Raw genomic sequence first — 23,419 nt, 5'->3', positions numbered from 1 at the left:
GCGGTGAAGGGGTAACGGGAGTCCTGGACGTCGCTCACTCCGCGTCCCCTTCCAGGTCGCCCTCGAGCTCGAGGTAGGTGGCGCGCAGCTGGTCCAGGGTCTGCTGGTCGGGCTCCGCCCAGAGCTTGCGGTCCGCGGCCTCCAGCAGCCGCTCGGTGATGCCGCGCAGCGCCCAGGGGTTGGACGTGCGCATGAACTCCTGGTTGGTCGGGTCGAAGACGTACTCCGCGGCGAGCTTCTCGTACATCCAGTCGTCGACCACGCCGGCGGTGGCGTCGTAGCCGAAGAGGTAGTCGACCGTCGCGGCCATCTCGAACGCGCCCTTGTAGCCGTGGCGGCGCATCGCGGCCATCCAGCGCGGGTTGACCACCCGGGCGCGGAAGACGCGGTGCGTCTCCTCGCCCAGGGTCCGGGTCCTGATCTGGCTGGGCACCGCGCTGTCCCCGACGTAGGCGGCCGGGGACTCGCCGGTCAGGTGGCGCACCATCGCCACCATGCCGCCGTGGTACTGGAAGTAGTCGTCCGCGTCGACCAGGTCGTGCTCGCGGGTGTCGACGTTCTTCGCCGCCACGGAGATCCGGCGGAACGCCTGCTCCATGTCCCCGCGTGCGGCCCGGCCGTCCAGGCCGCGGCCGTAGGCGTAGCCGCCCCAGACGGCGTAGACCTCGGCCAGGTCGGCGTCGGAGCGCCAGTTGCGGGCGTCGATCAGCGGCAGCAGGCCCGCGCCGTACGCGCCGGGCTTGGAACCGAAGATGCGGGCCGTGGCGCGGCGGCGGTCGCCGTGCTCGGCGGCGTCGGCCTCGACGTGGGCGCGCACGTAGTTGTCCTCGGCCGGCTCGTCCAGCTCGGCCACCGCCCGCACCGCGTCGTCCAGCAGCGCGACCACGTGCGGGAAGGCGTCACGGAAGAAGCCGGAGATGCGGACGGTGACGTCGATGCGCGGACGGCCGAGCTCGGCCGTCGGCACCACCTCGAAGCCGGTGACGCGGCGCGAGGCGTCGTCCCAGACCGGGCGGCAGCCCAGCAGCGCCAGGATCTCTGCGATGTCGTCGCCCTGGGTCCGCATGCAGGAGGTGCCCCAGACGGTGAGGCCCACCGACTTCGGGTACGCGCCGGTGTCCTGGAGGTAGCGCGCCACCAGGGAGTCGGCGAGCGCCTGGCCGACCTCCCAGCTCAGCCGTGAGGGGATCGCCTTGGGGTCCACGGAGTAGAAGTTCCGGCCCGTCGGCAGCACGTTCACCAGCCCGCGGGTCGGCGAGCCGGAGGGGCCGGCCGGCACGTAGCCGCCGCGCAGCGCCCTGACGATGTGGTCCAGCTCGTCGGTGGTGCGCGCCAGCCGCGGCACGACCTCCTCGGCCGCGAACTCCAGCACGGCCACGGCGGACTTCAGGCGCTCGCCGCCGAGCACCTGCTCGACGAGCTCGCCCGCGGCCTCCACGGCCCAGCCGCGCGCCTCCATGCCCTCGGCGAGCCTGCGGCACAGCTGCTCCAGCAGGTCCACCGCGTCCGCCCCGGTCCGCGCGGGCCCGTCCACCAGCGCGCGCAGCGCCTCGGGTACGGCCACGGCCGCGCCGGGCTCGGCCAGCAGGTCCTTCTCCTCCAGCCCGAAGTGGCTCGCCAGCGCGGCGCGCAGGCCGGGCAGGGCGTCCGCCCTGCCGCCCCAGATCTGCGCCGAACGCAGCACCGCCAGCACCAGGTTGACCCGCGCCTCGTCGACCGGGCCGCCGCCCAGGATGTGCAGGCCGTCGCGGATCTGCACGTCCTTGATCTCGCACAGGTAGCCGTCGATGTGCATGACGAAGGAGTCGAACTCCTCGTCGTCCGGCTGCTCGTCGACATGCAGGTCGTGGTGCAGCTCGGCCGCCTTGACCAGCGTCCAGATCTGCGCGCGGACCGCCGGGGCCTTCGTCGGGTCGAGGTCGCTGACGAGCGCGTACTCGTCCAGCAACTGCTCCAGCTTGGCCAGGTCGCCGTAGGTGTCGGCCCGCGCCATCGGCGGCACCAGGTGGTCCACGATGGTGGCGTGCCCGCGCCGCTTGGCCTGGGTGCCCTCGCCGGGGTCGTTGACGATGAACGGGTAGATCAGCGGCAGCTCGCCCAGCACCGCGTCCGGCGCGCAGCCGCGCGACAGGCCGAGGCCCTTGCCGGGCAGCCACTCCATCGTGCCGTGCTTGCCGAGGTGCACCACGGCGTCGGCGCCGAACCCGCCCGAGGACGTCGTGGCCTCCAACCACCGGTACGCCGCCAGGTAGTGGTGGGAGGGCGGCAGGTCGGGGTCGTGGTAGATCGCGATGGGGTTCTCGCCGAAGCCGCGCGGCGGCTGGATCATCAGCACCACGTTGCCGAAGGCCAGCGAGGCCAGCACGATCTCGTCGCCGTCGACATAGAGCTGACCGGGCGCCTCGCCCCAGTGCTCGCGGACGCCCTCACGCAGCTCGGGGTCGAGCGCGTCGAACCACCGCTGGTAGTCCTTGAGCGGCACCCGCGCGGGCGCGGCCCGCAGCTGCTCCTCGGTGAGCCACTCCACGTCGTGGCCGCCGGCCGCGATCAGACGGTGGATCAGCTCGTCGCCGTTGCCCGGGTAGCCGTCGACGGCGTAGCCGGCGGCGCGCAGCGCGTCCAGCAGCCGGACGGCCGAGGCCGGGGTGTCCAGGCCGACGGCGTTGCCGACGCGCGAGTGCTTGGTCGGGTAGGCGGTGAAGACGATCGCGAGCTTCTTCTCGCCGTTCGGCTTGTGGCGCAGCGTCGCGTGCCGCAGCGCGATCCCGGCCACGCGGCCGGCACGCTCCTCGTCGCCGACGTAGACGGGGATGCCGTCCGGGCCGGTCTCCTTGAAGGAGAACGGCACGGAGATGATCCGGCCGTCGAACTCGGGGATCGCCACCTGCATCGCCGCGTCCATCGGCGTCAGCGCCGCGTCGGACTCGTCCCAGGCCGCGCGGGAGGTGGTCAGGCAGAGGCCCTGGATCACCGGGATGTCCAGCTCGGCGAGCGCGCCGATGTCCCAGCTCTCCTCCTCGCCACCGGCCGACGCCTCGGCGGCCACGGTGCCGCCCGCGGCCAGCACGGTGGCGACGACGGAGTCGCAGCGGCCCAGCAGCCCGAACAGCTCGGGGTCCGCGCCGCGCAGCGATCCGCAGTAGATCGGCAGCGCGTTGCCGCCCTTCGCCTCGATCGCGGCGCACAGCGTGTCCACGAACGCGGTGTTGCCGGACAGTTCGTGGGCCCGGTAGAAGAGCACGCCCACCGTGGGCTTTCCATGCCGCAGTTCAGCACCCCCCCGAATGCCGAACTGCGGCATGGCCTGCGGGGCGGCGAAGCCCTCGCCGGTCAGCAGGACCGTGTCGGAGAGGAAGCGCGCCAGCTCGGCCAGGTTGGCCGGGCCGCCCTCCACCAGGTAGCGCAGCGCCTCCGCGACCACACCGGCCGGTGCGGTCGACATCCCCATCAGCTCGGCGTCGGGGACCGCCTCGCCGCCGAGCAGGACCGTCGGCAGGCCGGAGGCGGCGATCGCCGCGAGCCCGTCCTCCCAGGCGCGCCGTCCGCCGAGCAGGCGCACCACGACCACGTCCGCGTCCGCGAGCAGCGCCGGCAGCTCCTCGGCGACACCGGTCCTGGTCGGGTTGCCGATCAGGTAGGCCGCGCCCGAGGCGCGGGCCGCGAGCAGGTCGGTGTCGGCGGTCGACAGCAGCAGCACTCTGGTCCCGGTCTCCGCCACCTGCCGCTGGTCCTGGTCCACCCGTTCAACTCCCTCGGTCGTCTTGCTCGTCGTGCTCATCGGTGCGGAAAGCCTGTCGTCGGTCACGGCGCCCCCGGCGGCACGAAGGGCAGGTCGCGCGGGACGCCGCCCTCGATCAGCCGCCACAGCGCGTCGGTGTCCGCGTGTTCCTCGATCAGGTCGCCCAGCCGGTCCAGCCGCTCCTCGCGGGCGGCGGCGAAGCAGGTGTCCGGCGCGGGGACGAAGTCCCGCCCGCACGCGGAGGCGACCTCGCGCAGGAAGGCGCGGCGGAAGCCGTCGTTCTCCAGCGCGCCGTGCCAGGTGGTGCCCCAGACCGTGCCCTGGCGGCAGCCGTCGAGCCACGGCTCGCCGCCGTCGACGCTCGCCACGCCGTGGTGGATCTCGTAGCCGTGCACGGTCTCGCCGTAGGCGGCGCCCACGGGGCGGGCGAGCGTCTTCTCCCTGGCGAAGGCGATCCTGACCGGCAGCAGCCCGAGACCGGGCACCTCCCCGGCCCGCGACTCGACCTCGTCGCTGATCGTCCCGGCCAGCATCTGGTAGCCGCCGCAGACCCCCAGCAGCGGCAGGCCGCGCTCGGCGCGGGCGCGCAGCGGGGCCTCCAGGCCGCGCTCGCGCAGCCAGGCCAGATCGGCCACGGTGGCCCGGGTGCCGGGCAGGACGACGAGGTCGGCGTCGGCCAGCTCCTCGGGCCTGGTCGCCCAGCGCACCAGCACGCCGGGCTCCTGGGCCAGCGCGTCGATGTCGGTGAAGTTCGACAGCCGCGGCAGCCGGACCACCGACACCCGCAGCACGTCCGAGCCGAGCGGCGGGCCCGCGTCGCCACGTGCGACCACGCCCGCCAGGTCGAGCGAGTCCTCGGCGTCCAGCCAGAGGCCCTGCAGCATCGGCAGCACGCCCAGCGACGGACGGTGCGTCAGCCGGTGCAGCATGTCCAGTCCCGGTTGCAGCAGCCGGACGTCGCCGCGGAACTTGTTCACGATCCAGCCGCCGATGTGCGCCTGGTCCTCGGCGGAGAGCAGCGCCAGTGTCCCGAACATGGAGGCGAAGACGCCGCCGCGGTCGATGTCTCCGACCACCACGACCGGCAGGTCGGCGGCGACGGCGAGGCCCATGTTGGCGATGTCGCGGTCGCGCAGGTTGATCTCGGCGGGGGAGCCTGCGCCCTCGCAGATCACCACGTCGTGACGGCCGCGCAGCTCGGCGAGGCAGTCCAGGGCGATGCGCAGCAGGGCGGGCTTGCGGTCGCGGTAGTCCAGCGCGCCGACCTCGGCCACCGGCTTCCCCAGCACCACGACCTGGCTGCGGCCGTCCGCGCCCGGCTTGAGCAGCACGGGGTTCATCGCGGCCTCGGGCTCGACGCCCGCCGCCGCGGCCTGCATGGCCTGGGCCCGGCCGATCTCCGCGCCGTCGAGCGTGACGAAGGAGTTCAGCGACATGTTCTGCGCCTTGAACGGCGCGACCTTGACGCCCTGTCGCGCCAGCCAGCGGCAGACGCCCGCGGTGACCACGCTCTTGCCCGCGTCCGAGGTCGTCCCGGCGACCAGCAGCGCGCCCGTTGCGGCCCTCATCCGCGCTTCCCCCTCAACAGACCCCTCGTCAGCGCGACGGTCGTCGCCGTTCCCAGTGCCAGCGCGCCGACCCGCCGGGAGAGCCGGCAGGCCCGCTCCACGTCGGCGACCGCGACCGGTCGCAGTTCCGCGCCGAGCACCGGCCGGTGCTCCACCCTGTCCCCGTAACGGAGCGTGCCCCCCAGGCGCACGCCCAACGCTCCGGCGAAGGCCGCCTCCGCGTGCCCGGCGTTCGGGCTCGGGTGCGCGCCCGCGTCCCGCCGCCACACCCGCCAGGCGCGGCCCCGGTCCTCGCTCGCGGCGACGGTCAGCAGCGCGGTCAGCCGCGCCCCCGGCCAGCCGGCCACGTCGTCCAGCCGCGCCGAGGCCCAGCCGAAGCGGAGCAGGCGCGGCGAGCGGTGACCGACCATGGCGTCCAGGGTGTTGACGGCCCGAAAGGCGAGCAGTCCCGGCGCGCCCGCGAGCGCACCCCAGACCAGCGCGTTGACGACGGCGTCGGCGGTGTTCTCGCCGACCGACTCGACCACCGCGCGGGCGATCTCGCCCTCGTCGAGCGACCGCGGATCCCGACCGCACAGATGCGGCAGGCGCTCGCGCGCCGCCTCGACGTCCCCGCGCTCCAGCGCGCCCGCGATCACGCGCGCCTCCCGCACGAGCGACGCGCCCCCCAGCACGGCCCAGGCGGACACCGCGGCGAGCGCGGCCTGCCCGGCCGGCGAACGCCGCAGGACACGCTGCGTGAGAACGGCGCCGCCGGCGACGGCACCGACGGCGACGAGGGTGTAGGCGGCTCCCGCGCCCCGGTGGTCCCGGTACAGCCGGCGCTCCAGCGCCCCTGCGAACCGGCCGAACCCGGCCACGGGATGACCACGCCGGGGATCGCCGAAGAGAGCGTCGGCGGCGTATCCCACCGCGGCCCCGAACGCGAAGGCGCGTCTGCGCACCGGTGCGTGTCCTCACTCAGGGTCCGCGCCCTGGATCGACGTACCGGAGGCGAGAGTCTCCTGGCTTCCGGATCGACGCACCTGCGGGCCTTCCAACAGCGCGTGGCTGCCGTGGCCGTGGTTCGCAGGCACTCCCCGGTGACAGTGGCGGGACCGCGCCGGATTCACACCGGCTTCCTCTGCTTGCCTCCGTTTGGCGTAAAGATCCCACCATGTCGCCGGAGGCAGCGTCAACCGGGGCCGCGGGTGGCGCGGCTCACGGGGTCACGCGGATGCTGCTGCTTCAGCAGTTCGACGGTCTTCTGCACCACCTGGTCGGCGGGGCTGACGGGCGGGCGGAGGACGTGGTCCTCGAACCAGGAGAGACCAAGGATGACGAGCAGTCCCAGCGGGGCGACAAGCAGGCACAGGAAGACAGACATGGGCACCCCAAGGTGTCGAATGCTGCGGCCCGGACGGACCCCGATCCGTCCCTCCACCAGCGTCCGCCACCCCTGCCGTTTCCGCACGTCGAGCTGCGCTCAGCCCCTCGGCACACGGCCCGGTGGCACCTCCCCAGAGCCCCGCGCCCTGGGGTAGTGCAACGTCCCGTGGGTGGGTATCAGTGCCGGCCGGAGATCACGTCGGCGACGCGGGCGATGGGGGAGGTCGTCGCGCGGCCGCGGAGCTCGGCACGGTCCGCCGCGTGGTACGCGGCGTACATGCCGTGGACGCCGATCCAGCGGAAGGGTTCCGGCTCCCAGCGGCGCACCCTGTGGTCGACCCACGGCAAGGCCGTCAGCTCCGTCGTCCGCCCCAGCACCAGGTCGCGCAGCGTCCGCGCCGCCAGGTTCGTCGTGGTGACGCCGCTGCCCACGTAGCCGCCCGCCCAGCCCAGGCCCGACGCCGCGTCGACCGTCACCGTCGAGCACCAGTCGCGCGGCACGCCCAGCACGCCCGACCAGGCGTGATCCACCGCCACACCCCGCGCCGCGGGGAAGAAGCGGGTCAGGATCTCCGTCAGCTGCCCGATCGTCTTCGCCGCCGTCGAGCCGTCGTTGTCCGTGCGCGAGCCGAAGCGGTACGGCACGCCGCGGCCGCCCAGCGCGATCCGGTCGTCGGCCGTCCGCTGCGCGTACATGTACGCGTGCGCGAAGTCGCCCAGCGTCTCGCGGCCGTTCCAGCCGACGGAGTCCCAGAACGACGCGGGCAGCGGGGCCGTGACGATCATCGAGGAGTTCATCGGCAGCCACGAGCGCCTCTCGCCGCGCAGGTTCGCGGTGAAGCCCTCCGTGCAGCGCAGCACGTACCGTGCCGAGACGGTCCCGTGCGGGGTGACCGCGCGCGCCGGGGTCGTGGCCGAGGCCGGAAGGATCTCGGTGACCGTCGTCTGCTCGTAGATCTCCACGCCGAGCCGCTCGGCGGCCGCCGCGAGTCCGAGGACCAGCTTCGCCGGCTGGACGCGCGCCCCGTGCGGGGTCCAACTGCCGCCCAGGGCACCGGAGACGGCGATCCGCGCGGACGCCTCCGCCGCCGTCAGCCGCTGCACGTCCTTCTCGCCGTAGCCGTGTTCGCCGGCGACGAAGGCGTCCAGCCGTTCCAGCTGCGCGGGGGTGTGGGCGACCTCCAGCACGCCGCCCTTGACCTGGTCGGCCTCGATGGACTCGGCGTCGCAGACCCGCAGCACCTCGTCCACCGCGTCGTTCATGGCCTGCTGCATCGCGACGGCGCGCGGCTTGCCGTACCGCTTGGCGAAGACGCCGCGCCCGGCGAAGCCGTTGTAGAGCCAGCCGCCGTTCCGGCCGGAGGCACCGTAGCCGCAGAAGCGCTGTTCGAGCACCGCGACCCGCAGCGAGGGGTCCGCCTGCTTGAGGTAGTAGGCCGTCCACAGCCCCGTGTAGCCGCCGCCCACGACGGCGACGTCGACCTCCGTCGAGCCGTCGAGCGGCGAGCGCGGGACGGGGAGGCCGACGGCGGAGTACCAGAACGAGACACCGCCGTTGGCGGTGGCGGACGTGCCCACAGGAGACCTGCTTCCATGCTCGGACGTGCTCGGTGCGGGCACGCTATCCGCGGCCGGGAGCTGCGGCAATGCACACAGTGTCAAGCCGGGACCCGAGTTTCCGGACACTTCGTCGACTCCGGGCGTGGCGGTTGCCCGCCCCGTCCGGCCCCGTTCAGGTGGCGGAGGCCCTTGGCGGGTACTGAGATGGAGAGAACGTCGGACCGAGCAGACGACCGGGCATCAGGGAGCGACATGCGTTGGGGCAAGGCAGCCGCTGTGGCCACCGTCTCCGCCGTCGGGGTGGGGGCGGTCGCGCTGGTGGCGGGTCGGGTGGTCTCCGAGATCTCCGTCCGGCGCAGTGGCGCCGCGCCGGCCTCGGCCGGCGGGCTCAGGGTCCACTCCGTCGCACCGGATCTGATCGAACTGACCCGCACCCCGGAGACCCAGCGGCCGGGCCGCTGGGCGCTGGAGTGGGGCGCGGACGGCCATGTCGTGGTCGGCGACGTCGTCTCCACGACCTCGCAGACGGTCGTCAGGGTCCTCGAGTCCGGAGGATCCACGCCGCCCCCGACCGGCGAGACGGTGGTGCTCACGCCGTGGGTCCTGCGCGGCGACCCGACGTCGGCGCTGGGCCTGGACTTCTCCGAGACCACGGTCAGGGGCGAGCTCGGTCCGATGCCCGCGTGGTACCTGTCCGGGTTGCGCGAACCGTGGGTCATCGCGGTGCACGGCGCGGGCGCGGACCGCGGCCAGGTGCTGCCGTTGCTGCCGGTCTTCCAGCAGTTCAAGATGCCGGTGCTGAGCGTCAGCTACCGCAACGACCCGGGTGCGCCGCCGTCGCCGGACGGCATGGGCCACTTCGGCGAGACCGAGTGGCGTGACGTGGAGGCGGCGATCCGCCTGGCGGTCGACTCGGGCGCGACCAGGGTCCTGCTCTACGGCTGGGGCATCGGCGCGACGATGGCCCTCCAGGCCGCGGAGCGGTCCGCGTGGCGGGAGGCGGTCCGCGGGCTGGTGCTGGACTCGCCGGTGCTGGACTGGCGCAGCACGGTGCGCCGCCAGGCCACCCGCCGCGGCGTCCCGCATGCCCTCGCGGAGCTCGGCATGCGTGCGGCGGAGGGCCGCACGGACGTGGACACGGCGGCCTTCGACCAGCTGGCCTCCGGCGACGGCCTCTCCGTCCCCACGCTGCTGCTCCACAGCCCGGACGACACGGTGGCGCCGATCGCGCCGGCCCGCGGGTTGGCCTCCCGCCGGGACGATCTGATCCTCTTCCGCGAGTTCCCCGGCACGGAGCACGAAGCCCTCTGGAACGCCGACCCCCACACCTACGAAGACCTCCTCCGGAGGTTCCTGACACCTCTGCTCTGAAGGCAGAAGCAGCCGCTCAGTTGCACTCCCCCAGGGGCGCGGGGAACCGCGCGAGAAAGCACCCTCCGCGGATGGCCGTGTCCATCGAGGACCATCCGCACGCCGGTGGCTTGTCGCGCGGTTCCCCGCGCCCCTCAGGTGGTGCAACGGGCCCACTGCGGTGAGGCGCCGCGCCTCCGGCTGTCTCTTCCGTCCCTCAGGGCACAGCTGACCTGCGCCACGCCTGAGGATGTGACAAGTTGCCGTGCGACGGGGAAGACTGCACCGCGTGACGTCCCGGAATCCGCGCGACCGTGATGCCCCTGCCGCCCCCGTGGCCAGGCTGCCCCGCCCCAAGGGTCAGCCGCGCCGCACGCCGCCCGCCGATCTCCCCGGGCTGGGTCGCCTCGCCCCGCCGGCGAGGCGTCTGCTCGCGGACGCCGTCCGGATCGCCCGCTGGGCGGGCGAACTGCCGGCCGTCGACCGCCGGGGCGACCTGCTGCCTGCCGACGCCGAGGCCGCCGGCAAGGCCCTCGCGCTGACCTTCGACCAGGCCGTCGCGGCCTGGGAGCGGGCCAGGCTGACCGGCCTGATCGAACTGCGGGGCGGCGGCGCCGGCCCCGGCTGGCGCCTGCACGCCTGGGAGCACGACGACGAGGCCGTGCTGCGCGGCTGGGCGGCGCTGTTCGACGCCTGGACGCTGCTGGTCTCCGTGCCCGACCGCGCGCTGACCCAGCTCGCCGGGCAGGCCGTCGACCACGCCCCGCAACTCCTCTCCTTCCTGCACCTGGTGGCCGGTCCGGTCGCCGAGCCCGAGCTGCTGGAGCTGCTGCGGCGCGGCATGGAGGAGCAGTGGCACGCCGGGCTGCACCCGACGCTCGGCTCGCCGGTGCCGCACGCGGCGCTCGCGGTCTCCGCCGTCCGCGCCGACGCGGACGCCTCGCTGCCGCCGACGCCGGGCGAGATCGCCGCGGTGCTGCGCTGGATGCTGGACGGCTTCGCGGCCGTCGGCGCGCTGGTGCGCAGACCTGCGGGGAAGGGCGTCGACGGCGAGGAGGTCGAGGAGAGCGTCGAGCTGACGCCGCTGGGCCACTGGGCGGTGCGGGCCAAGCTCGAGGAGATCTGCACCGTCGCGCAGACCGCGGCCGGGCACATCGAGCAGTCCGCGTTCGAGCTGCTGGCCGCCTGCGCCGGCTACTCGCCGGGCCCGGCCCGCGCCGAGTACCGGGCCTGGCTGGCGGCCCGTCAGGTGGACCGCGCCGTCGCCGACCTGCTCGACGTGGCCCGCGGCGAGGACGCCCTGCTGCGCGGTCTGGCCTTCGAGGCGCTGCGGGTCGCCGGGCACCCGGCCGAGCCCGCCGTCCGCCACGTCCTGGACGAGCCCATGCTGCGCCCCTACGCGCTGCTCTGGCTCGCCGAGCAGAGCGACGAGGGCGTGCTGCCCGCGGACGTGCTGGACCGGCAGGACGCCGCCTGGCTCTGGGTCGACACGGGTGCGGCGGTGCTCGAGCACGGCGACACCGGGATGCTGGTCCGCCACGTCCAGGGCGCGGCCGACGGCGATCCAGGACGGCTCTTCGCGCTCGCGCGGCAGGTGGGCCATCCGCGTGCCGGGCATGTCCTGGCGGCCGTGGCGTCCGCGCACCCCGATCCTGGAGTGGCGCGCGCCGCCCGGCGCAGCGCCTTCAGCGTGCACGACGGCGGGGCCTGACCACAGGTCTCGACGAGGGGACGCCGACGCCCACGAAGGAGGGTCCGGTGGACGAGCAGCAGCGGCGGGCGCGGGACGAGACCCGCGCCGAGGCGCGGCTCACCGCGGCACGGCTGAGCGGGGAGGGCGTCGTCGCGGTCGCGCTGACCTACGTGGACAACGCGGGGATCGCCAGGGTCAAGGGCGTCCCGCTGCGTCGGCTGGCCGACGCGGCGGTCGAGGGGATCGGCATGTCGCCGGTCTTCGACGTGTTCCTGGTCGACGACGCGACCACCACCAGCCGCTACCTCGGCGGTCCGGACGGGGACCTGCGGCTCTTTCCCGCGCTGGAGCGCGCCGTGCCACTGCCCGCCCAGCCGGGATGGGCCTTCGCCCCGGCCGACCGGTTCCGGCAGGACGGCACGCCGCATCCGGCCTGCCAGCGGCGCTTCGCCGCGGAGATGACGGCGCGTGCGGCGGAGCGGGGGATCACCTTCCGCGCCGCCTTCGAGACCGAGTGGATCGTGCAACGGGCCGAGGACGGCCGGTACCCCACCCAGGGCCCCGCCTACGGCCTGCACCGCCTCACCGACCTCTCCGACTACCTCCGCGACCTGCTGCTCGCCCTGGAGGCCTGCGGCCTGAGCGTGCAGCAGCTGCACCCCGAGTACGCGCCCGGCCAGTTCGAGGTGTCCGTGGCGGCGACCGACCCGGTGGCCGCGGCCGACGAGGCGGTGCTGGTCCGCGCCACCATCCGGGCCGTCTCGGCGCAGCACGGGCTGCGGGCCTCCTTCGCCCCGGCGTTCGCGCCCGGCGGCGTCGGCAACGGCGGCCATCTCCACCTGTCCGCCTGGCGGGAGGGCCGTAATCTGCTGGCCCTGCCGGAGGCCGACGGCGAGGCCTTCCTGGCGGGCGTCCTGGCCGAACTGCCGGCCCTGCTCGCCCTCGGCGCGCCCGGTGTCGCCAGCTACCTGCGGCTGGTGCCCTCCCACTGGGCCGGCGCCTACCACTGCTGGGGCGTGGAGAACCGCGAGGCCGCGCTGCGGCTGATCCAGGGCCCGGACGCGGCGGCCAACGCCGAGGTCAAGTGCTTCGACCAGGCCGCCAACCCCTACCTCGCCGTCGGCGGCGTGATCGCGGCGGGGCTGGCCGGGATCGACGCGCGGGCCGTGCTCCCCGCCCCCGTCCAGGGCGATCCGGCGCTGCTTCCCGAGCCGCGACAGCCCCGCCGGCTGCCGACCGATCTCGACCAGGCGCTCACCGCCTTCCGCGCCTCCACCGTGCTGCGCGACGCGCTCGGCGACGTCCTCTTCGAGGCCGTCGCCGCGGTCCGTGCGGCGGAGCAGGCCGCGCTGGGCGGCCGGCCGGCCGAGGACGTCATCGCGGCCACCCGCTGGCGCTACTGATGCCGGCGGCCCGCGAGGACGGCCCGCTCCGGCTGGTCGACCAGCACTGCCACAGCGTGGTCGCCGAGGAGCTGACGCCGACCGCGTTCGCCTCGCTGCTCACCGAGTCCGACCGGCCGCCCGCGCCGGGCGCCACGCCCTGGGACTCCGCGCTCGGGCTCGCGGTTCGGCGCTGGTGCGCGCCGGAGCTCGACCTGCCCGCCTTCGCGTCCGCCGAGGCCTATCTGGAGCGCCGGAGGGAACTCGGCGCGGCCGAGGCCACCCGGCGCCTGCTGCGCCGCTGCGGCCTGCCTGGTGGACACGGGCCTCACCGAGGCCGCCCGGGCCCCGCTGCTGCCGCTCGCGGAGCTCGGCGGGTCCGCCGGGGCCGAGGTGTACGAGATCGTCAGGATCGAGCGCGTCGCCGAGCGGGCGACGCCGGGTGCGACGGCGGCGGGCTGGGCCGCGACGGTCGGTCAGGCGCTGCGGCACGCGGCGCGGCATGCGGTCGGGCTCAAGTCGGTCGTCGCCTACCGCCACGGCCTGGACTTCGATCCGGCCCGGCCCTCCGCCGCGGAGACCGCCCGGGCGGCGGGGGAGTACCTGGCCGCGGGCGCCGGGCGGCTGGACCACCCGGTGCTGCTGCGCCATCTGCTGTGGGAGGCGCTGGAGCTCGGCCTGCCGCTGCAGCTGCACACCGGCTTCGGCGATCCCGACCTGACCCTGCACCGGGCGGACCCCTCGGTGCTCACCGGATTCGTCCGCGCGGCCGAGCCGCTCGGCACGCCGCTGGTGCTGCTGCACTGCTGGCCCTACCACCGGCAGGCCGCGTGGCTGGCCCAGGCCTTCCCGACGGTCCATGTCGACCTCGGACTGACACTCGGTCATGTCGGGACCGGGGCGCGCCGGGTGCTGGCGGAGACACTCGAACTCGCGCCCTTCGCCAAGCTGTTGTTCTCCAGCGACGCCTACGGTCTGCCGGAGCTCTTCCTGGTCGGCGCGGCCGCCTTCACCGACGCGATCGACGCCTGGCTGGCCGAGGCCCTGCCCGTGCCCGCGGAGGCGGCCAGGGTCGCCGCGCTCGTCGGCGGCGGCAACGCCCGGGCACTGTACGGCCTGTGAGCGAACGCCTGGCCGACGGCTGACGCCCCGTCCGCCCGGTGCGGAAGAGCATGTGTGGGGCCGGTGTAACGGTTGGGTAAACCCAATGCCATGGCACTAGCTGCCACCCTCCCCAGTGTGGTCAAGTCACTCGCGGCCTGCGCACCAGAAGGTCGTGCACACAGCGACACATCCGGCGTACACCCAGAAACTCCGGGGAGGACCTGTTGACAAGCCCGCACCGCGGCAGTCGGCGTCTCGTACTCATAGCCATCGCCATCGCCGCCGCAGGCGGACTGGTGGCCACAACTCCCGCCGTCGCCATGCCGATCCACCACCGCCACATGATGAGCGGTGGGAAGCACGCTCTCGTGAGCACCGGCGGCGACGACGGTGACACCGGCGAGTCCGACTCCATCGCCGAGGGCGCCGACCAGCGCGCCGAGGAGCGCCAGTCGCCCGGCATCGTCGCCCCCGGCGCCTACGGCGCGGCCTGGGCGTCCATGCAGAACCTGCAGCGCACCGGCGGCGAGTGGCAGCAGGCGACCAAGCTGCCCTACAACTCCGACGACGCGCGTTACCGCGACTACAACTCCAACTCCACCGCCGGCATGGGCCTGGTGACCGGCCGTACCGCTGCGGTCGTCGCGGACGCGAACGGCAACGTCTACGCCGGCACGGCCGGTGGCGGCGTCTGGCGCTCCAGCTCCAACGGCGGCAAGTGGAAGTCGATCAGCGACCAGCTCTCCGCCCAGGCCACCGGCGCCCTCGCGCTGGACGCCAAGGGCCGTCTCTGGCTCGGCACCGGCGAGGCGAACACCAATGCCGACGCCTACCTCGGCAGCGGCGTCTACATGCTCGCGGACCCGGCGCACGGCCGCTTCTCCCCGCGCACCCGCATCGGCGGCGACGAGCTGCAGAGCACCAGCATCCACGCGCTGCGCTTCTCCGGCGACAAGGTCTACGCGGCCACCACCGAGGGTCTGTGGTCGCACTCGACCACCCACCTGGGCGGCCCCTGGACGCTGGAGTTCGCGCCGAGCCCGGACTACCTGCCCGGCCACCCGCTGGCGAACGACCCGAACGCCGCCTACGAGAACATCGTCAGCGACATCGCCTTCGACCCGGCCGACCCGAGCCGTGTGGTCGTCGCGGCGGGCTGGCGCTCCGGCGGCACCTACAACGGCTACTACACCAAGGTCGGCGGGAGCTGGCAGCTGCTCACCTCGATGGGCGACCTGCCCACCGACGCGGGCGACGTCGGCACCGTCACCTTCGCGCCCTCGGCCGACCACCAGCGCTACTACGCGGTCGTGCAGTCGCCGAACTCGCTGGCGGCGGGCGGCGGCCTCGGCGGCATCTACGTGTCCAAGAGCGGTTCGCCGTTCGGGCCGTGGACCCTGGTGGCGGACAAGGCCAAGCTGGCGGGCTCCGGCTCGGTGCTGGACAACCCCGGCGGGCAGTCCTGGTACGACGAGTCGCTGACGGTCGACCCGGCCAACCACGACCACGTCTACGCCGGTCTGGAGGAGGTCTTCGAGTCAGCCGACGGCGGCGCCACCTGGACCACCCCCGGCCCGTACTGGAACTTCCCGCTGGCCTGCTGGAGCATCGACCCGCTCTCCCAGAGCGGCACCTGCCCGCAGACCACCCACCCGGACCAGCACGGCCTGGCGGTCGGCAGCTACAAGGGCCAGAGCTACGTCTTCGCGGCCAACGACGGCGGCGTCTACCGCCGTCCGGTCGACGGCGCGGCCAACTCGCTGGGCCACGCCACCGACTGGACCTCGCTGAACGACGGCACGATCGACTCGCTGCAGTACTACTCGGTCGGCGTGGGCAAGGAGCCGACCGGCAAGGGCGTCGTCGTCACCGGTGGTCTGCAGGACAACGGCCAGTCGGTGCTGCGGGGTTACGGCTCCAAGAGCGTCGACACGGTGATGGGCTCCAACTTCGGCGGCGACGGCGGCATGACGCTGGTCGACCCGACGAACGGCTGCAACGAGGCCCAGGAGTACGTCTACCTGGAGATCAACGTCACCCAGGACTGTGCGGCCAACAACGGCCTCGGCGCGCCGACCACGTTCGACGTGCCGCCGCCGGACAACGCCAACTCCGCGGCGCGCTTCATCGCGCCGTTCTCCGCCGACATCAAGAACCCGAACACCTGGGTGGCCGGCGGTCAGCACGTCTGGATCCAGAACCAGGGCTTCGCGATCCGCTCGTCCAGCGCCTGGACCAGCGCGTTCGACCTGGGCGCGGGGCACACCGCGACCGCCGTCGCCTCCTCGGGCGGCAAGGTCTACGCCGGCTGGTGCGGCCCGTGCAACTCGCAGGGCTTCACCCACGGCCTGGCGGTCGGCAACGCCGACGGCACCGGCTGGTCGCAGCTGACCCTGCCGGCCAACCTGCCGAACCGGTACATCAGCGACGTCAAGATCGACCCGGCGAACAGCGCGCACGTCTACATGACGTTCAGCGGCTTCTCCCGCGACTGGAACGAGGGCCCTGGTGCGGGCATCGGCCACGTCTTCGAGAGCCACGACTCGGGCGCGACCTGGACGGACATCTCGGCGAACCTGCCGGACGTGCCGGTCGACTCGCTGGCCGTCACCTCGACCGGCGGCCTGCTGGTCGGCACCGATCTCGGCGCCGTCTACCGGGCGCCCGGACGCAGCAAGTGGAAGGCGATCGGCGAGCTGCCGGCCGTCTCCGTCGACCAGATCACGGTCGGCCCGGACGGCCGCGTCTACGCGGCGACGCACGGGCGCGGCATCTACAGCATGCCGCTGGCCGAACTGTGCGACAACGGGCAGTGACGCGGGACGGCGTGGGATAGCGCGGTAGCGCGGCAGTACCCAGCAGCACCCTCCGGGGCGCGGCGCACGGATGATCCGATCCGTGTGCCGCGCCCCGGAATATTCTCTGAGCAGTCAGATGTTTCGAGAGGTGCAAGGCGGTAACCCCGCTCTCCCGCACGCATGGAAGAGGCACCTCTCATGGCCAAGATCGCCGTCATCGGAGCCAAGGGCACCATCGGAAGCCGCATCGTCGCCGAGGCCCTTTCCCGCGGCCACCAGGTCACCGCCGTGGTCCGTGACCCCGCGAGCTGGACCGGCCCCGAGGGCGTCGCCCTGCAGGCCGGGGACGTGCTCGACCCGGCCTCCGTCGCCGAGGCCGCCGTCGGCCAGGACGTGCTGGTCAGCGCCGTCGGCGGTGGCGACGGACCGGGGCACGAGGCCACCGTCGAGCCTGCGGCCCGCTCCCTGGTCGAGGCCCTGCGCGGCCTCGGCGCGAACGCGCCGCGCCTGCTCGCGGTGGGCGGCGCCGGCAGCCTGGAGGTCGCGCCCGGCGTCAGGGTCTGGGACACCCCCGGCCTGCCCGAGTGGCTGCTGCAGATCATGCACGCCCACGGCGACGCCCAGGCGTTCTACAACTCCGTCGACGACGTCTCCTGGACGGTCCTCAGCCCCGCCGGCACGATCGAGCCTGGCGAGCGCAGCGGCGTCTACCGCACCGGCACCGAGCAGTTGGTCGTCGACGCGGAGGGCCGCAGCCACATCACCGCGGAGGACTACGCGGTCGCCCTCGTCGACGAGATCGAGCGGCCCGCGCACCTCGGCCGCCGCTTCACCGTCGGTCGATAGCAGTCGGCCACCTGGACCGAAAGGCCTGGCGGGGGCCCTGGGGCGGGTAACGTGTGGCTGATCCCCTGGGGAAGGAGCCGCGAGATGACCGCTGTCGGCATAAGGACCGCCGCCGAGGCCGTCGCCGACGAACGAGTGCAGGCCTTCGGCGTGCTGCTGACCGCAGCGGCCCGGCTCGAGCGCCTGCTCGGCGCGGCGATGGAGCGGGAGAGCGGCATCTCGCACCCGATGTTCGAGGTCCTGCTCCGCCTGGCGGCGGCGCCGGAGGGGGCGACCATGGGCGACCTCTCCCGCGACGCCGTCCTCACCAGCGGCGGAGCCACCCGCCTGGTCGACCGCATGGTCGACCAGGGGCTGGTCCTGCGCGAACGCTCGCGCGCCGACCGCCGCATCCAGGTCGTGACCATCACCGGCCTCGGCGCCTCCAAGCTCGCCGAGGCCGCCCGCCGCCACGCGAAGGCGATCGACGAGCACGTCTTCCAGGTCCTCACGCCGGAGTCCCTCTCCGCGACCATCGAGGGCCTCGACGAACTCGGCCGCCACGCCCTGGAGGCCCTTCCCCCACTGGGCTGACCCGGTCGCCCGGTCGCCCGGTCGCCCGGTCGCCCGGTCGCCCGGTCAGGCGGGGCGCGACGCGGACGTCATGCGTCGGCTGCCGGCCTCGGCGCGCTGCGGCCGCTGTTCGCGGCGGGTGAGCAGGTAGAGGGCGCTGAGGGCGAGGAGCGCCGTCGCCGCGTAGGCGAGGTCGCGGTAGAAGACGACGGAGATCAGCGCGGAGCCGGTGGCCATGCCGAGGGCCTGGCCCGTCGTGGTGAGGAAGATGTCGGCGCCGGAGACGCGGCCCAGCAGTTCCTTCGGGGTGGTGAGCTGAACCGCCGTCATGGAGCCGACGATGATGCAGGGCAGGGCGAAGCCCAGCAGCAGGGAGCCCAGCAGTACGACGGCGGTGAGCGGCACGGCCAGGGCCAGAGCGCCGGCCCCGCTGAGGGCGAGGCCGAGGGCGGCCAGGCGTCCCGGGCCGAGGGGCTTGATCAGCGAGCCGACCAGCAGGCCGGCGAGGATGCCGGAGACGCCCATCACGGTCACCATGACGCCGAGCCAGGTGGGCGGCCGGTGCAGGCCGACCGTCGCGACGGCCAGGGCGAGGGTTTCGAACATGCCCGCGACGAAGAGGCCGACGAAGAGCGCGAGGCTCAGCTGCCGCAGGGCGGGCGTGCGCAGCAGGAACCGGAAGCCGGCCGTGGTCTCCGCGCGCCGGCTCAGTCCGCTGGGCTCGGGACGTGGGTCGTCGACCCTGACGAACGCCCAGCAGAGCAGTCCGGCCGCGAAGGACGCGGCGTCGACCACCGCCACCGCCCCGCCGCCGAAGGCGGCCAGCAGCCCGAGCCCGAGGGCGGGGGTGATCAGCCGCTGCCCCTGGCCGAGCGCCTGGGACAGGCCGTTCGCGGCGCCGAGCTGCTCCGGTTCGACCATGGCGGGCAGCAGCGCGGTGATCGCCGAGTCGTTGAGCGAGACGGCGACGCCGTTCACGAACATCACCGCGTAGATGAGCCACACCTGGCCCGGGCCGTGCACCTGGGTCAGCGTCAGCACGATCAGGCCGGTGACCGCGTTGGTCGTCAGCAGCAGCGGTTTGCGGCGCAGCCGGTCGACCACGAAGCCGGTGACGGGGGAGAGCAGCGTGCCGAGGATCAGGCTCAGCATGCACAGGCCCGCCTGCGCGGTGGAGCCGGTGAGCTCCTTGACCCAGACGCCGGAGGCGAGCCAGAGCGCGTAGTCACCGACGGTGCTGAGGGTGGTGCCGAGGAAGTACAGACGCATGCGGGGTCGGGCGAGCAGGGTGCGCACGGTTGCTCCTGTGGGCAATGAGATCATGGGCATGACAGTGAACGCGCTGCCGGAGCGCGTGGTGGGGCGTGCGGAGGTTCGGTCAGTCCCGGGCGGTGTCCGCTTCGGAGGCGGGGACGACGTCGAAGGGCACGGTGGAGAGGACGAGTTCGAAGGGGGTCGACCCCGCGGGGCGGGCGGCAGGGTCCTCGACGCGGTTCTGGTAGCGCAGCAGGATCCCGAGGATCTCGTCCTTGACCTGCTCCATCTCCGCGGGCGTCACGAAGAGCATGGCCTGGCTGTCGCCGGAGACCTGGCGCACGGCCTCCGGATGGCTGTCGCGGGTCTCGTGGTAAAGGCGGCGCCGCTCGGACCAGCGCTCGGCGAACACCTCGGACAGCGCCCGCGCCGCCTGGGCGACGGCGGGATCCTCGTCGTCCTCGGAGAACGTCATTCCCGCGCCCGCGAGCCGCCACGGGCGCTCGCGTCCCGCGCCGCCCTCCGCCGGCGCGACGTAGTCGTGCGAGGCGAGCGTGCGCAGGTGGTAGGAGGCGTTGGAGGCGTTCCCGCCGACGATCTCGGCCGCCTCCGTCGCCGTCAGCGTCCCGTGCACGGCGAGTGCCTCCAGGAGCGCGATCCGCGTGGGATGCGCGAGTGCCCGCAGGCTCCGCGGGTCACGGACGGACCGGAGCTGCTCGGGTGGCGGTTTCTGGCTCACACCCCTGAGCGTAGCCCGAAGCGCCCTGCATGGAAAGAGTTCTTTCGAAAGAACTCTTTCCATGCAGGGCGCGCAACGGTCACCCCGTGCGGGCGGCCGAGGAGAGGGCCGTGCGCTGCAGGGCCCGCAGGGCCGCGAGGTCGGCGGCGTGGGACCGGCGGACCGGTTGCTCCGCGCGGGCCTGGGCCGTCGCCACGGCGGCGGCCAGACCGGAGGTCTCCTGGCAGCCGGCGTCCGTCTCGGCGAGGGACAGTTCCCGGCCGGCCACGGCGTGGACCCTGGCCCGGTCGCCGGAGGCGAGCGCGGTGTGGAGCTGCGCGGTCACCGCGGACAGGGGGGCGTCCAGATCGGCGGATCGCTCACCGGCCGCCGCCATGCAGGACCGCCAGCGGCTCTCCGCGGCGTGGACCCCGTCGTCGGCCTGGACCGTCGTGACGACCTGGCCGGCGAGGACCTCCATGGTCTCGTACAGGCGGTAGTAGTCCGCGCCGTAGACCTGGGCGACCGCCTGGGTGCTGCAGGCGTCCGCGTTGTAGAAGAACTGCCGGCCTCCCGGCATCGCCAGGTAGACGCGGTGCGCGGCGGTGCCGTCCAGCGCGTCCTTCCAGGCCTGGCCGCCGTCGGCGGCCGCGTTGGCGTCGACGAACGGCCGGGCGTCCAGCGCGGAGCTGGTGAGGCCGAAGCCGTCGTTCCTGGCCTGTGCCGGGGTGAGCAACCCGTAGGGGTTGCCGTCGGCCGTGTGGTCGGAGGCAGCCAGGGGCTGCGGTCGGTAGCCGAAGCCGCGCGTCCGCATGCACTGGGCGACGCGCCGCTCCGTCGCGTCGTGCAGCAGGGCACGTTGCGCGGGGTCGTAGTAGGTGACGCCGTCGAGCGGCCGCGCCTGCTGCGCGCCGGTGTCGGCCGGGGTGGTGCTGCCGGACGAGGAACATCCGGCAGCACCCAGACCCAGGAACAGCGCGCCGAGGGCGACGCCGGTCCTGACCCGCATCGAGGCGTCGGCGCGCGTCAGTACGTGCACCAGTAGTTGGACTCGATGTGCGGCAGGTTGTCGGGGGAGACGTCGACCCAGCCGGTGCCGCGGTCCAGGTGCATGACGCCGCCGCCGTGGTTCTTGCCGGGGTAGACGTCGACGTTGCAGCTGTTGCCGTTGTTGAACAGCGAACCGTGCGCCGAGCTGTAGAAGTTGGCGTACATGGTCAGGTCGTCGTTGTTCTGGTAGACCTGCTGGACCGAGTGCCCGGCACCGTTCGTGTAGTTGGTGAGCCAGTAGGCGCAGAGGGCGCCCGGGTTGCAGCCCGCCGGGGCCGCCTCGGCGGCCGGGGCGACGGCCAGGCCGCCCAGCGCCGCGCCGGCCGCCAGGACCAGCGCCGCTATGCCTCGCTTGATCACGATGTGTCTCCCGTGAGTCGTCGATCTCTCGATCCGGTGACGGATCCGCCGGGCCGACCTGCGGCTCCGACGGGGACAACTCTTGATCGGGTGGGGCGGCCCGGTCGACAGTCCCCCGACCTCACGGGACGCGCCGGGACGTCCCTTCCCCGCGGCCTGCGGTGAGGGACACCCCCGGCCGGCGCGGGGGACGCGGACGGGCCGGGGGACGCTGTGGGATCCCGGGGATCGTGGGACGCCGGGGACGGCGGCGGGACGCGCGCAACGGGGCGCGGAGGCCGCGCGGCGGGCCTGCGGGAACGCGGAAGGGCCCCCGACCGCCAGGCGGTCGGGGGCCCTTCCGTGCAGAGCCGGGTCAGCGGATCAGTTCGCGCTCCGGGCCTCCGCGCGCTTGGCGCGGACGTCGCCGACCTTGCGGCGGATGACCATGAGCGGCGCCATCAGCGCCAGCGCGACCTGGAGGCTCGCGCCGACCTGCAGCAGCGTGACGCCGCCGGGCAGGCCGGTGGCCCACGCGGTCAGGCAGCCCATCGAGACCACGATCCAGCAGAGCGTGGCCGTGGCCAGCTTGCCCTGCGGCTTCGGGTACTCGACCTGGCTCACCATGAGCGCCGAGACCGCCACGATGCCGAGCGCGCCCAGCAGGAACGGCGGGTCGAGCAGCACGATCGAGATGACCGTCAGCGCGCCCATCGGGGAGGGCATCCCCTGGAAGACGCCAGGACGGGCGGCCGTGCAGGAGAAGCGGGCCAGCCGCAGCACCACGGCCAGCAGCACCACGATGGCGATGCCCGCGCCGACGCGCTGGTGCGCGCCGCCCGCTGTCATGCCCCAGACCACGACGAAGTACGCCGGGGCGATGCCGAAGCTGATCAGGTCGGCCAGGTTGTCCAGCTCCGCGCCCAGCGCCGAGCTGCGCAGCTTGCGGGCGACCAGTCCGTCGAACAGGTCGCACATCGAGCCGATCAGCAGCAGCGTCACCGCGGCCGCCGCGCTGCGCCGGTCGCCGGTGGTGGCGACGCCGGTCAGGTGCGGGATCAGCACGCCGGTGGTGGTGCAGTAGATCGCCAGGAAGCCGCAGACCGCGTTGCCGAGCGTGAAGAGGTCGGCCGTGGAGAGGTGCTGCGGGGAGAGCGGACGACGGAGCTCGCGGTCGCGGGCCCAGCGGAGCCGGCGCGCGACGCGCTCCTGCTCCTCGTCCTCCTCGGCGTAGGCCTCGGGCTCAGTCACGGTCAAGGCGAGTCACCCCTGCCGTCGTCTTCTGGCCCACCACCACGCCGGGCTCGACGCCCTCGGGGAGGTAGGTGTCGACCCGCGAGCCGAAGCGGATCAGGCCGACGCGCTCGCCGCGGTCGACCTTGGTGCCGCTGGTGACGTAGGGGACGATGCGGCGGGCCACCGCGCCCGCGATCTGCACCATCTCGATGTCGCCGAGCTCGGTGTCGAAGTGCCAGACGACCCGCTCGTTGCGGTCGCTGTCCTTGTTGAACGCCGGGACGTAGCCGCCCGGCACGTGCTCGACGGAGCGCACCACGCCGTCCAGCGGGGCCCGGTTGACGTGCACGTTCAGCGGGCTCATGAAGATCGCCACGCGGGTGCGGCCGTCCGGCCAGGCGTCGATGCTCTGAACGACGCCGTCGGCGGGGGAGATCACCCGACCCTCGCTGATCTCGCGCTCGGGGTCGCGGAAGAACCAGAGCATCCCGGCGCTGAGCGCGGAGGCCGGTACCGCCGCCAGTGCCCATCTGCCGTTGCGCCGGGTGAGGGCGGTGCACGCGGCAGCGGTGAGCACGGTGGGGACGAGCCAGGGGGACGCGCCGCGGGCCAGCGTCACACGCGGGCGGGCGTCGGTCGGTTGGGACGGACGAAGGGGCATCGAAGACCTTTGTCGCGACCGACGAGGTCGCGGAGTCGAGGGGTTCGGGGACGACGGTGCCGACGACGGCCCGAGTCTGACGACGTGAGCCGGTGACGACTATCTATCCGGGGGGATGCTATCGGCAGCGGGTGGGGCCGTAGCAAGCTCCGGGAACCCGCGTGGGGCTTTCCCGCGTTTCTCTCTGTCTCGCAACGGTAA

The 23,419-nt window shown here is 73.8% G+C and carries 19 protein-coding genes and 1 riboswitch; of the genes, 7 read left to right on the top strand and 12 right to left on the bottom strand.

The window, feature by feature from the left end:
- Positions 1 to 34: 34 nt before the first annotated feature.
- The 5 genes from cobN to BS83_RS34315 all read right to left on the bottom strand — a co-directional run bounded on the left by cobN (position 35) and on the right by BS83_RS34315 (position 8,253).
- Complete coding sequence (gene cobN, locus BS83_RS34335; protein ID WP_232248775.1) at positions 35 to 3,688, bottom strand: cobaltochelatase subunit CobN; 3,654 nt, start codon at positions 3,686 to 3,688, stop codon at positions 35 to 37.
- A gap of 113 nt (positions 3,689 to 3,801) precedes the next feature.
- Complete coding sequence (locus tag BS83_RS34330; RefSeq protein ID WP_037607273.1) at positions 3,802 to 5,307, bottom strand: cobyric acid synthase; 1,506 nt, start codon at positions 5,305 to 5,307, stop codon at positions 3,802 to 3,804.
- The gene (locus BS83_RS34325) at positions 5,304 to 6,251 is read right to left on the bottom strand and encodes a cobalamin biosynthesis protein (protein ID WP_037607272.1); all 948 of its coding nucleotides are present in this window, start codon (positions 6,249 to 6,251) and stop codon (positions 5,304 to 5,306) included. Before BS83_RS34325 ends, BS83_RS34330 begins: the two co-directional genes overlap by 4 nt.
- 31 nt (positions 6,252 to 6,282) lie before the next feature.
- Positions 6,283 to 6,457, bottom strand: a riboswitch (cobalamin riboswitch).
- Between the two features lie 24 nt (positions 6,458 to 6,481).
- Positions 6,482 to 6,673: a hypothetical protein gene (locus BS83_RS34320; RefSeq protein WP_037607271.1), complete on the bottom strand. Its 192-nt coding sequence runs from the start codon at positions 6,671 to 6,673 to the stop codon at positions 6,482 to 6,484.
- Between the two features lie 179 nt (positions 6,674 to 6,852).
- A complete protein-coding gene (locus tag BS83_RS34315; protein ID WP_037607270.1) occupies positions 6,853 to 8,253 on the bottom strand; it encodes an NAD(P)/FAD-dependent oxidoreductase in 1,401 nt (466 codons plus the stop codon).
- Between the two features lie 234 nt (positions 8,254 to 8,487).
- Between BS83_RS34315 and BS83_RS34310 the strand changes: the two genes are divergently transcribed.
- The 3 genes from BS83_RS34310 (at position 8,488) to BS83_RS34300 (ending at position 12,681) form a co-directional block, all read left to right on the top strand.
- The gene (locus BS83_RS34310) at positions 8,488 to 9,606 is read left to right on the top strand and encodes an alpha/beta hydrolase family protein (RefSeq protein WP_037607269.1); all 1,119 of its coding nucleotides are present in this window, start codon (positions 8,488 to 8,490) and stop codon (positions 9,604 to 9,606) included.
- 268 nt (positions 9,607 to 9,874) lie between these two features.
- Entirely contained in the window at positions 9,875 to 11,296 is a 1,422-nt protein-coding gene (locus BS83_RS34305) for a hypothetical protein (protein WP_084714566.1), read from the top strand.
- A gap of 47 nt (positions 11,297 to 11,343) precedes the next feature.
- Positions 11,344 to 12,681 (top strand): type I glutamate--ammonia ligase, encoded by a 1,338-nt coding sequence (locus tag BS83_RS34300; RefSeq protein WP_037607268.1) that lies wholly within the window; start codon positions 11,344 to 11,346, stop codon positions 12,679 to 12,681.
- Here BS83_RS34300 and BS83_RS48640 read toward each other — a convergent pair.
- Positions 12,675 to 12,983, bottom strand: coding sequence for a hypothetical protein (locus BS83_RS48640; RefSeq protein WP_332262365.1), 309 nt, complete (start codon positions 12,981 to 12,983; stop codon positions 12,675 to 12,677). The two genes, BS83_RS34300 and BS83_RS48640, sit on opposite strands and share 7 nt — an antisense overlap.
- Between BS83_RS48640 and BS83_RS34295 the strand changes: the two genes are divergently transcribed.
- From BS83_RS34295 to BS83_RS34280, 4 genes are all read left to right on the top strand, one after another.
- Positions 12,976 to 13,782, top strand: coding sequence for an amidohydrolase family protein (locus tag BS83_RS34295; RefSeq protein WP_332262364.1), 807 nt, complete (start codon positions 12,976 to 12,978; stop codon positions 13,780 to 13,782). The genes BS83_RS48640 and BS83_RS34295 overlap by 8 nt on opposite strands.
- A 206-nt stretch (positions 13,783 to 13,988) precedes the next feature.
- Positions 13,989 to 16,580 (top strand): WD40/YVTN/BNR-like repeat-containing protein, encoded by a 2,592-nt coding sequence (locus BS83_RS34290; protein WP_037607267.1) that lies wholly within the window; start codon positions 13,989 to 13,991, stop codon positions 16,578 to 16,580.
- A 180-nt stretch (positions 16,581 to 16,760) separates the two neighbouring features.
- Positions 16,761 to 17,408, top strand: coding sequence for an NAD(P)-dependent oxidoreductase (locus BS83_RS34285; protein WP_037607266.1), 648 nt, complete (start codon positions 16,761 to 16,763; stop codon positions 17,406 to 17,408).
- An 84-nt stretch (positions 17,409 to 17,492) separates the two neighbouring features.
- Positions 17,493 to 17,981, top strand: a complete 489-nt coding sequence (locus tag BS83_RS34280) for a MarR family winged helix-turn-helix transcriptional regulator (RefSeq protein WP_051944531.1) — start codon at positions 17,493 to 17,495, stop codon at positions 17,979 to 17,981.
- A 45-nt stretch (positions 17,982 to 18,026) separates the two neighbouring features.
- On the opposite strand, the gene BS83_RS34275 is transcribed toward BS83_RS34280, so the two are convergent.
- The 6 genes from BS83_RS34275 to BS83_RS34250 all read right to left on the bottom strand — a co-directional run bounded on the left by BS83_RS34275 (position 18,027) and on the right by BS83_RS34250 (position 23,218).
- A complete protein-coding gene (locus tag BS83_RS34275) occupies positions 18,027 to 19,256 on the bottom strand; it encodes an MFS transporter (RefSeq protein ID WP_051944530.1) in 1,230 nt (409 codons plus the stop codon).
- 82 nt (positions 19,257 to 19,338) lie between these two features.
- A complete protein-coding gene (locus BS83_RS34270) occupies positions 19,339 to 19,953 on the bottom strand; it encodes an ArsR/SmtB family transcription factor (RefSeq protein WP_037607265.1) in 615 nt (204 codons plus the stop codon).
- 79 nt (positions 19,954 to 20,032) lie between these two features.
- Entirely contained in the window at positions 20,033 to 20,971 is a 939-nt protein-coding gene (locus BS83_RS34265) for a hypothetical protein (protein WP_232248588.1), read from the bottom strand.
- Positions 20,959 to 21,342, bottom strand: a complete 384-nt coding sequence (locus BS83_RS34260; protein ID WP_232248585.1) for a peptidase inhibitor family I36 protein — start codon at positions 21,340 to 21,342, stop codon at positions 20,959 to 20,961. Before BS83_RS34260 ends, BS83_RS34265 begins: the two co-directional genes overlap by 13 nt.
- Positions 21,343 to 21,705: 363 nt before the next feature.
- Entirely contained in the window at positions 21,706 to 22,578 is an 873-nt protein-coding gene (gene pssA, locus BS83_RS34255; protein ID WP_037607264.1) for a CDP-diacylglycerol--serine O-phosphatidyltransferase, read from the bottom strand.
- Positions 22,565 to 23,218 (bottom strand): phosphatidylserine decarboxylase, encoded by a 654-nt coding sequence (locus tag BS83_RS34250; RefSeq protein WP_037607263.1) that lies wholly within the window; start codon positions 23,216 to 23,218, stop codon positions 22,565 to 22,567. Before BS83_RS34250 ends, pssA begins: the two co-directional genes overlap by 14 nt.
- Positions 23,219 to 23,419: the final 201 nt, after the last annotated feature.

Origin of the sequence: Streptacidiphilus rugosus AM-16 (assembly GCF_000744655.1) — a bacterium.
GTDB lineage: Bacteria > Actinomycetota > Actinomycetes > Streptomycetales > Streptomycetaceae > Streptacidiphilus > Streptacidiphilus rugosus.
Note: the sequence above shows the minus strand (reverse complement) of the source record. Positions and strands in the feature narration are given on the sequence as shown.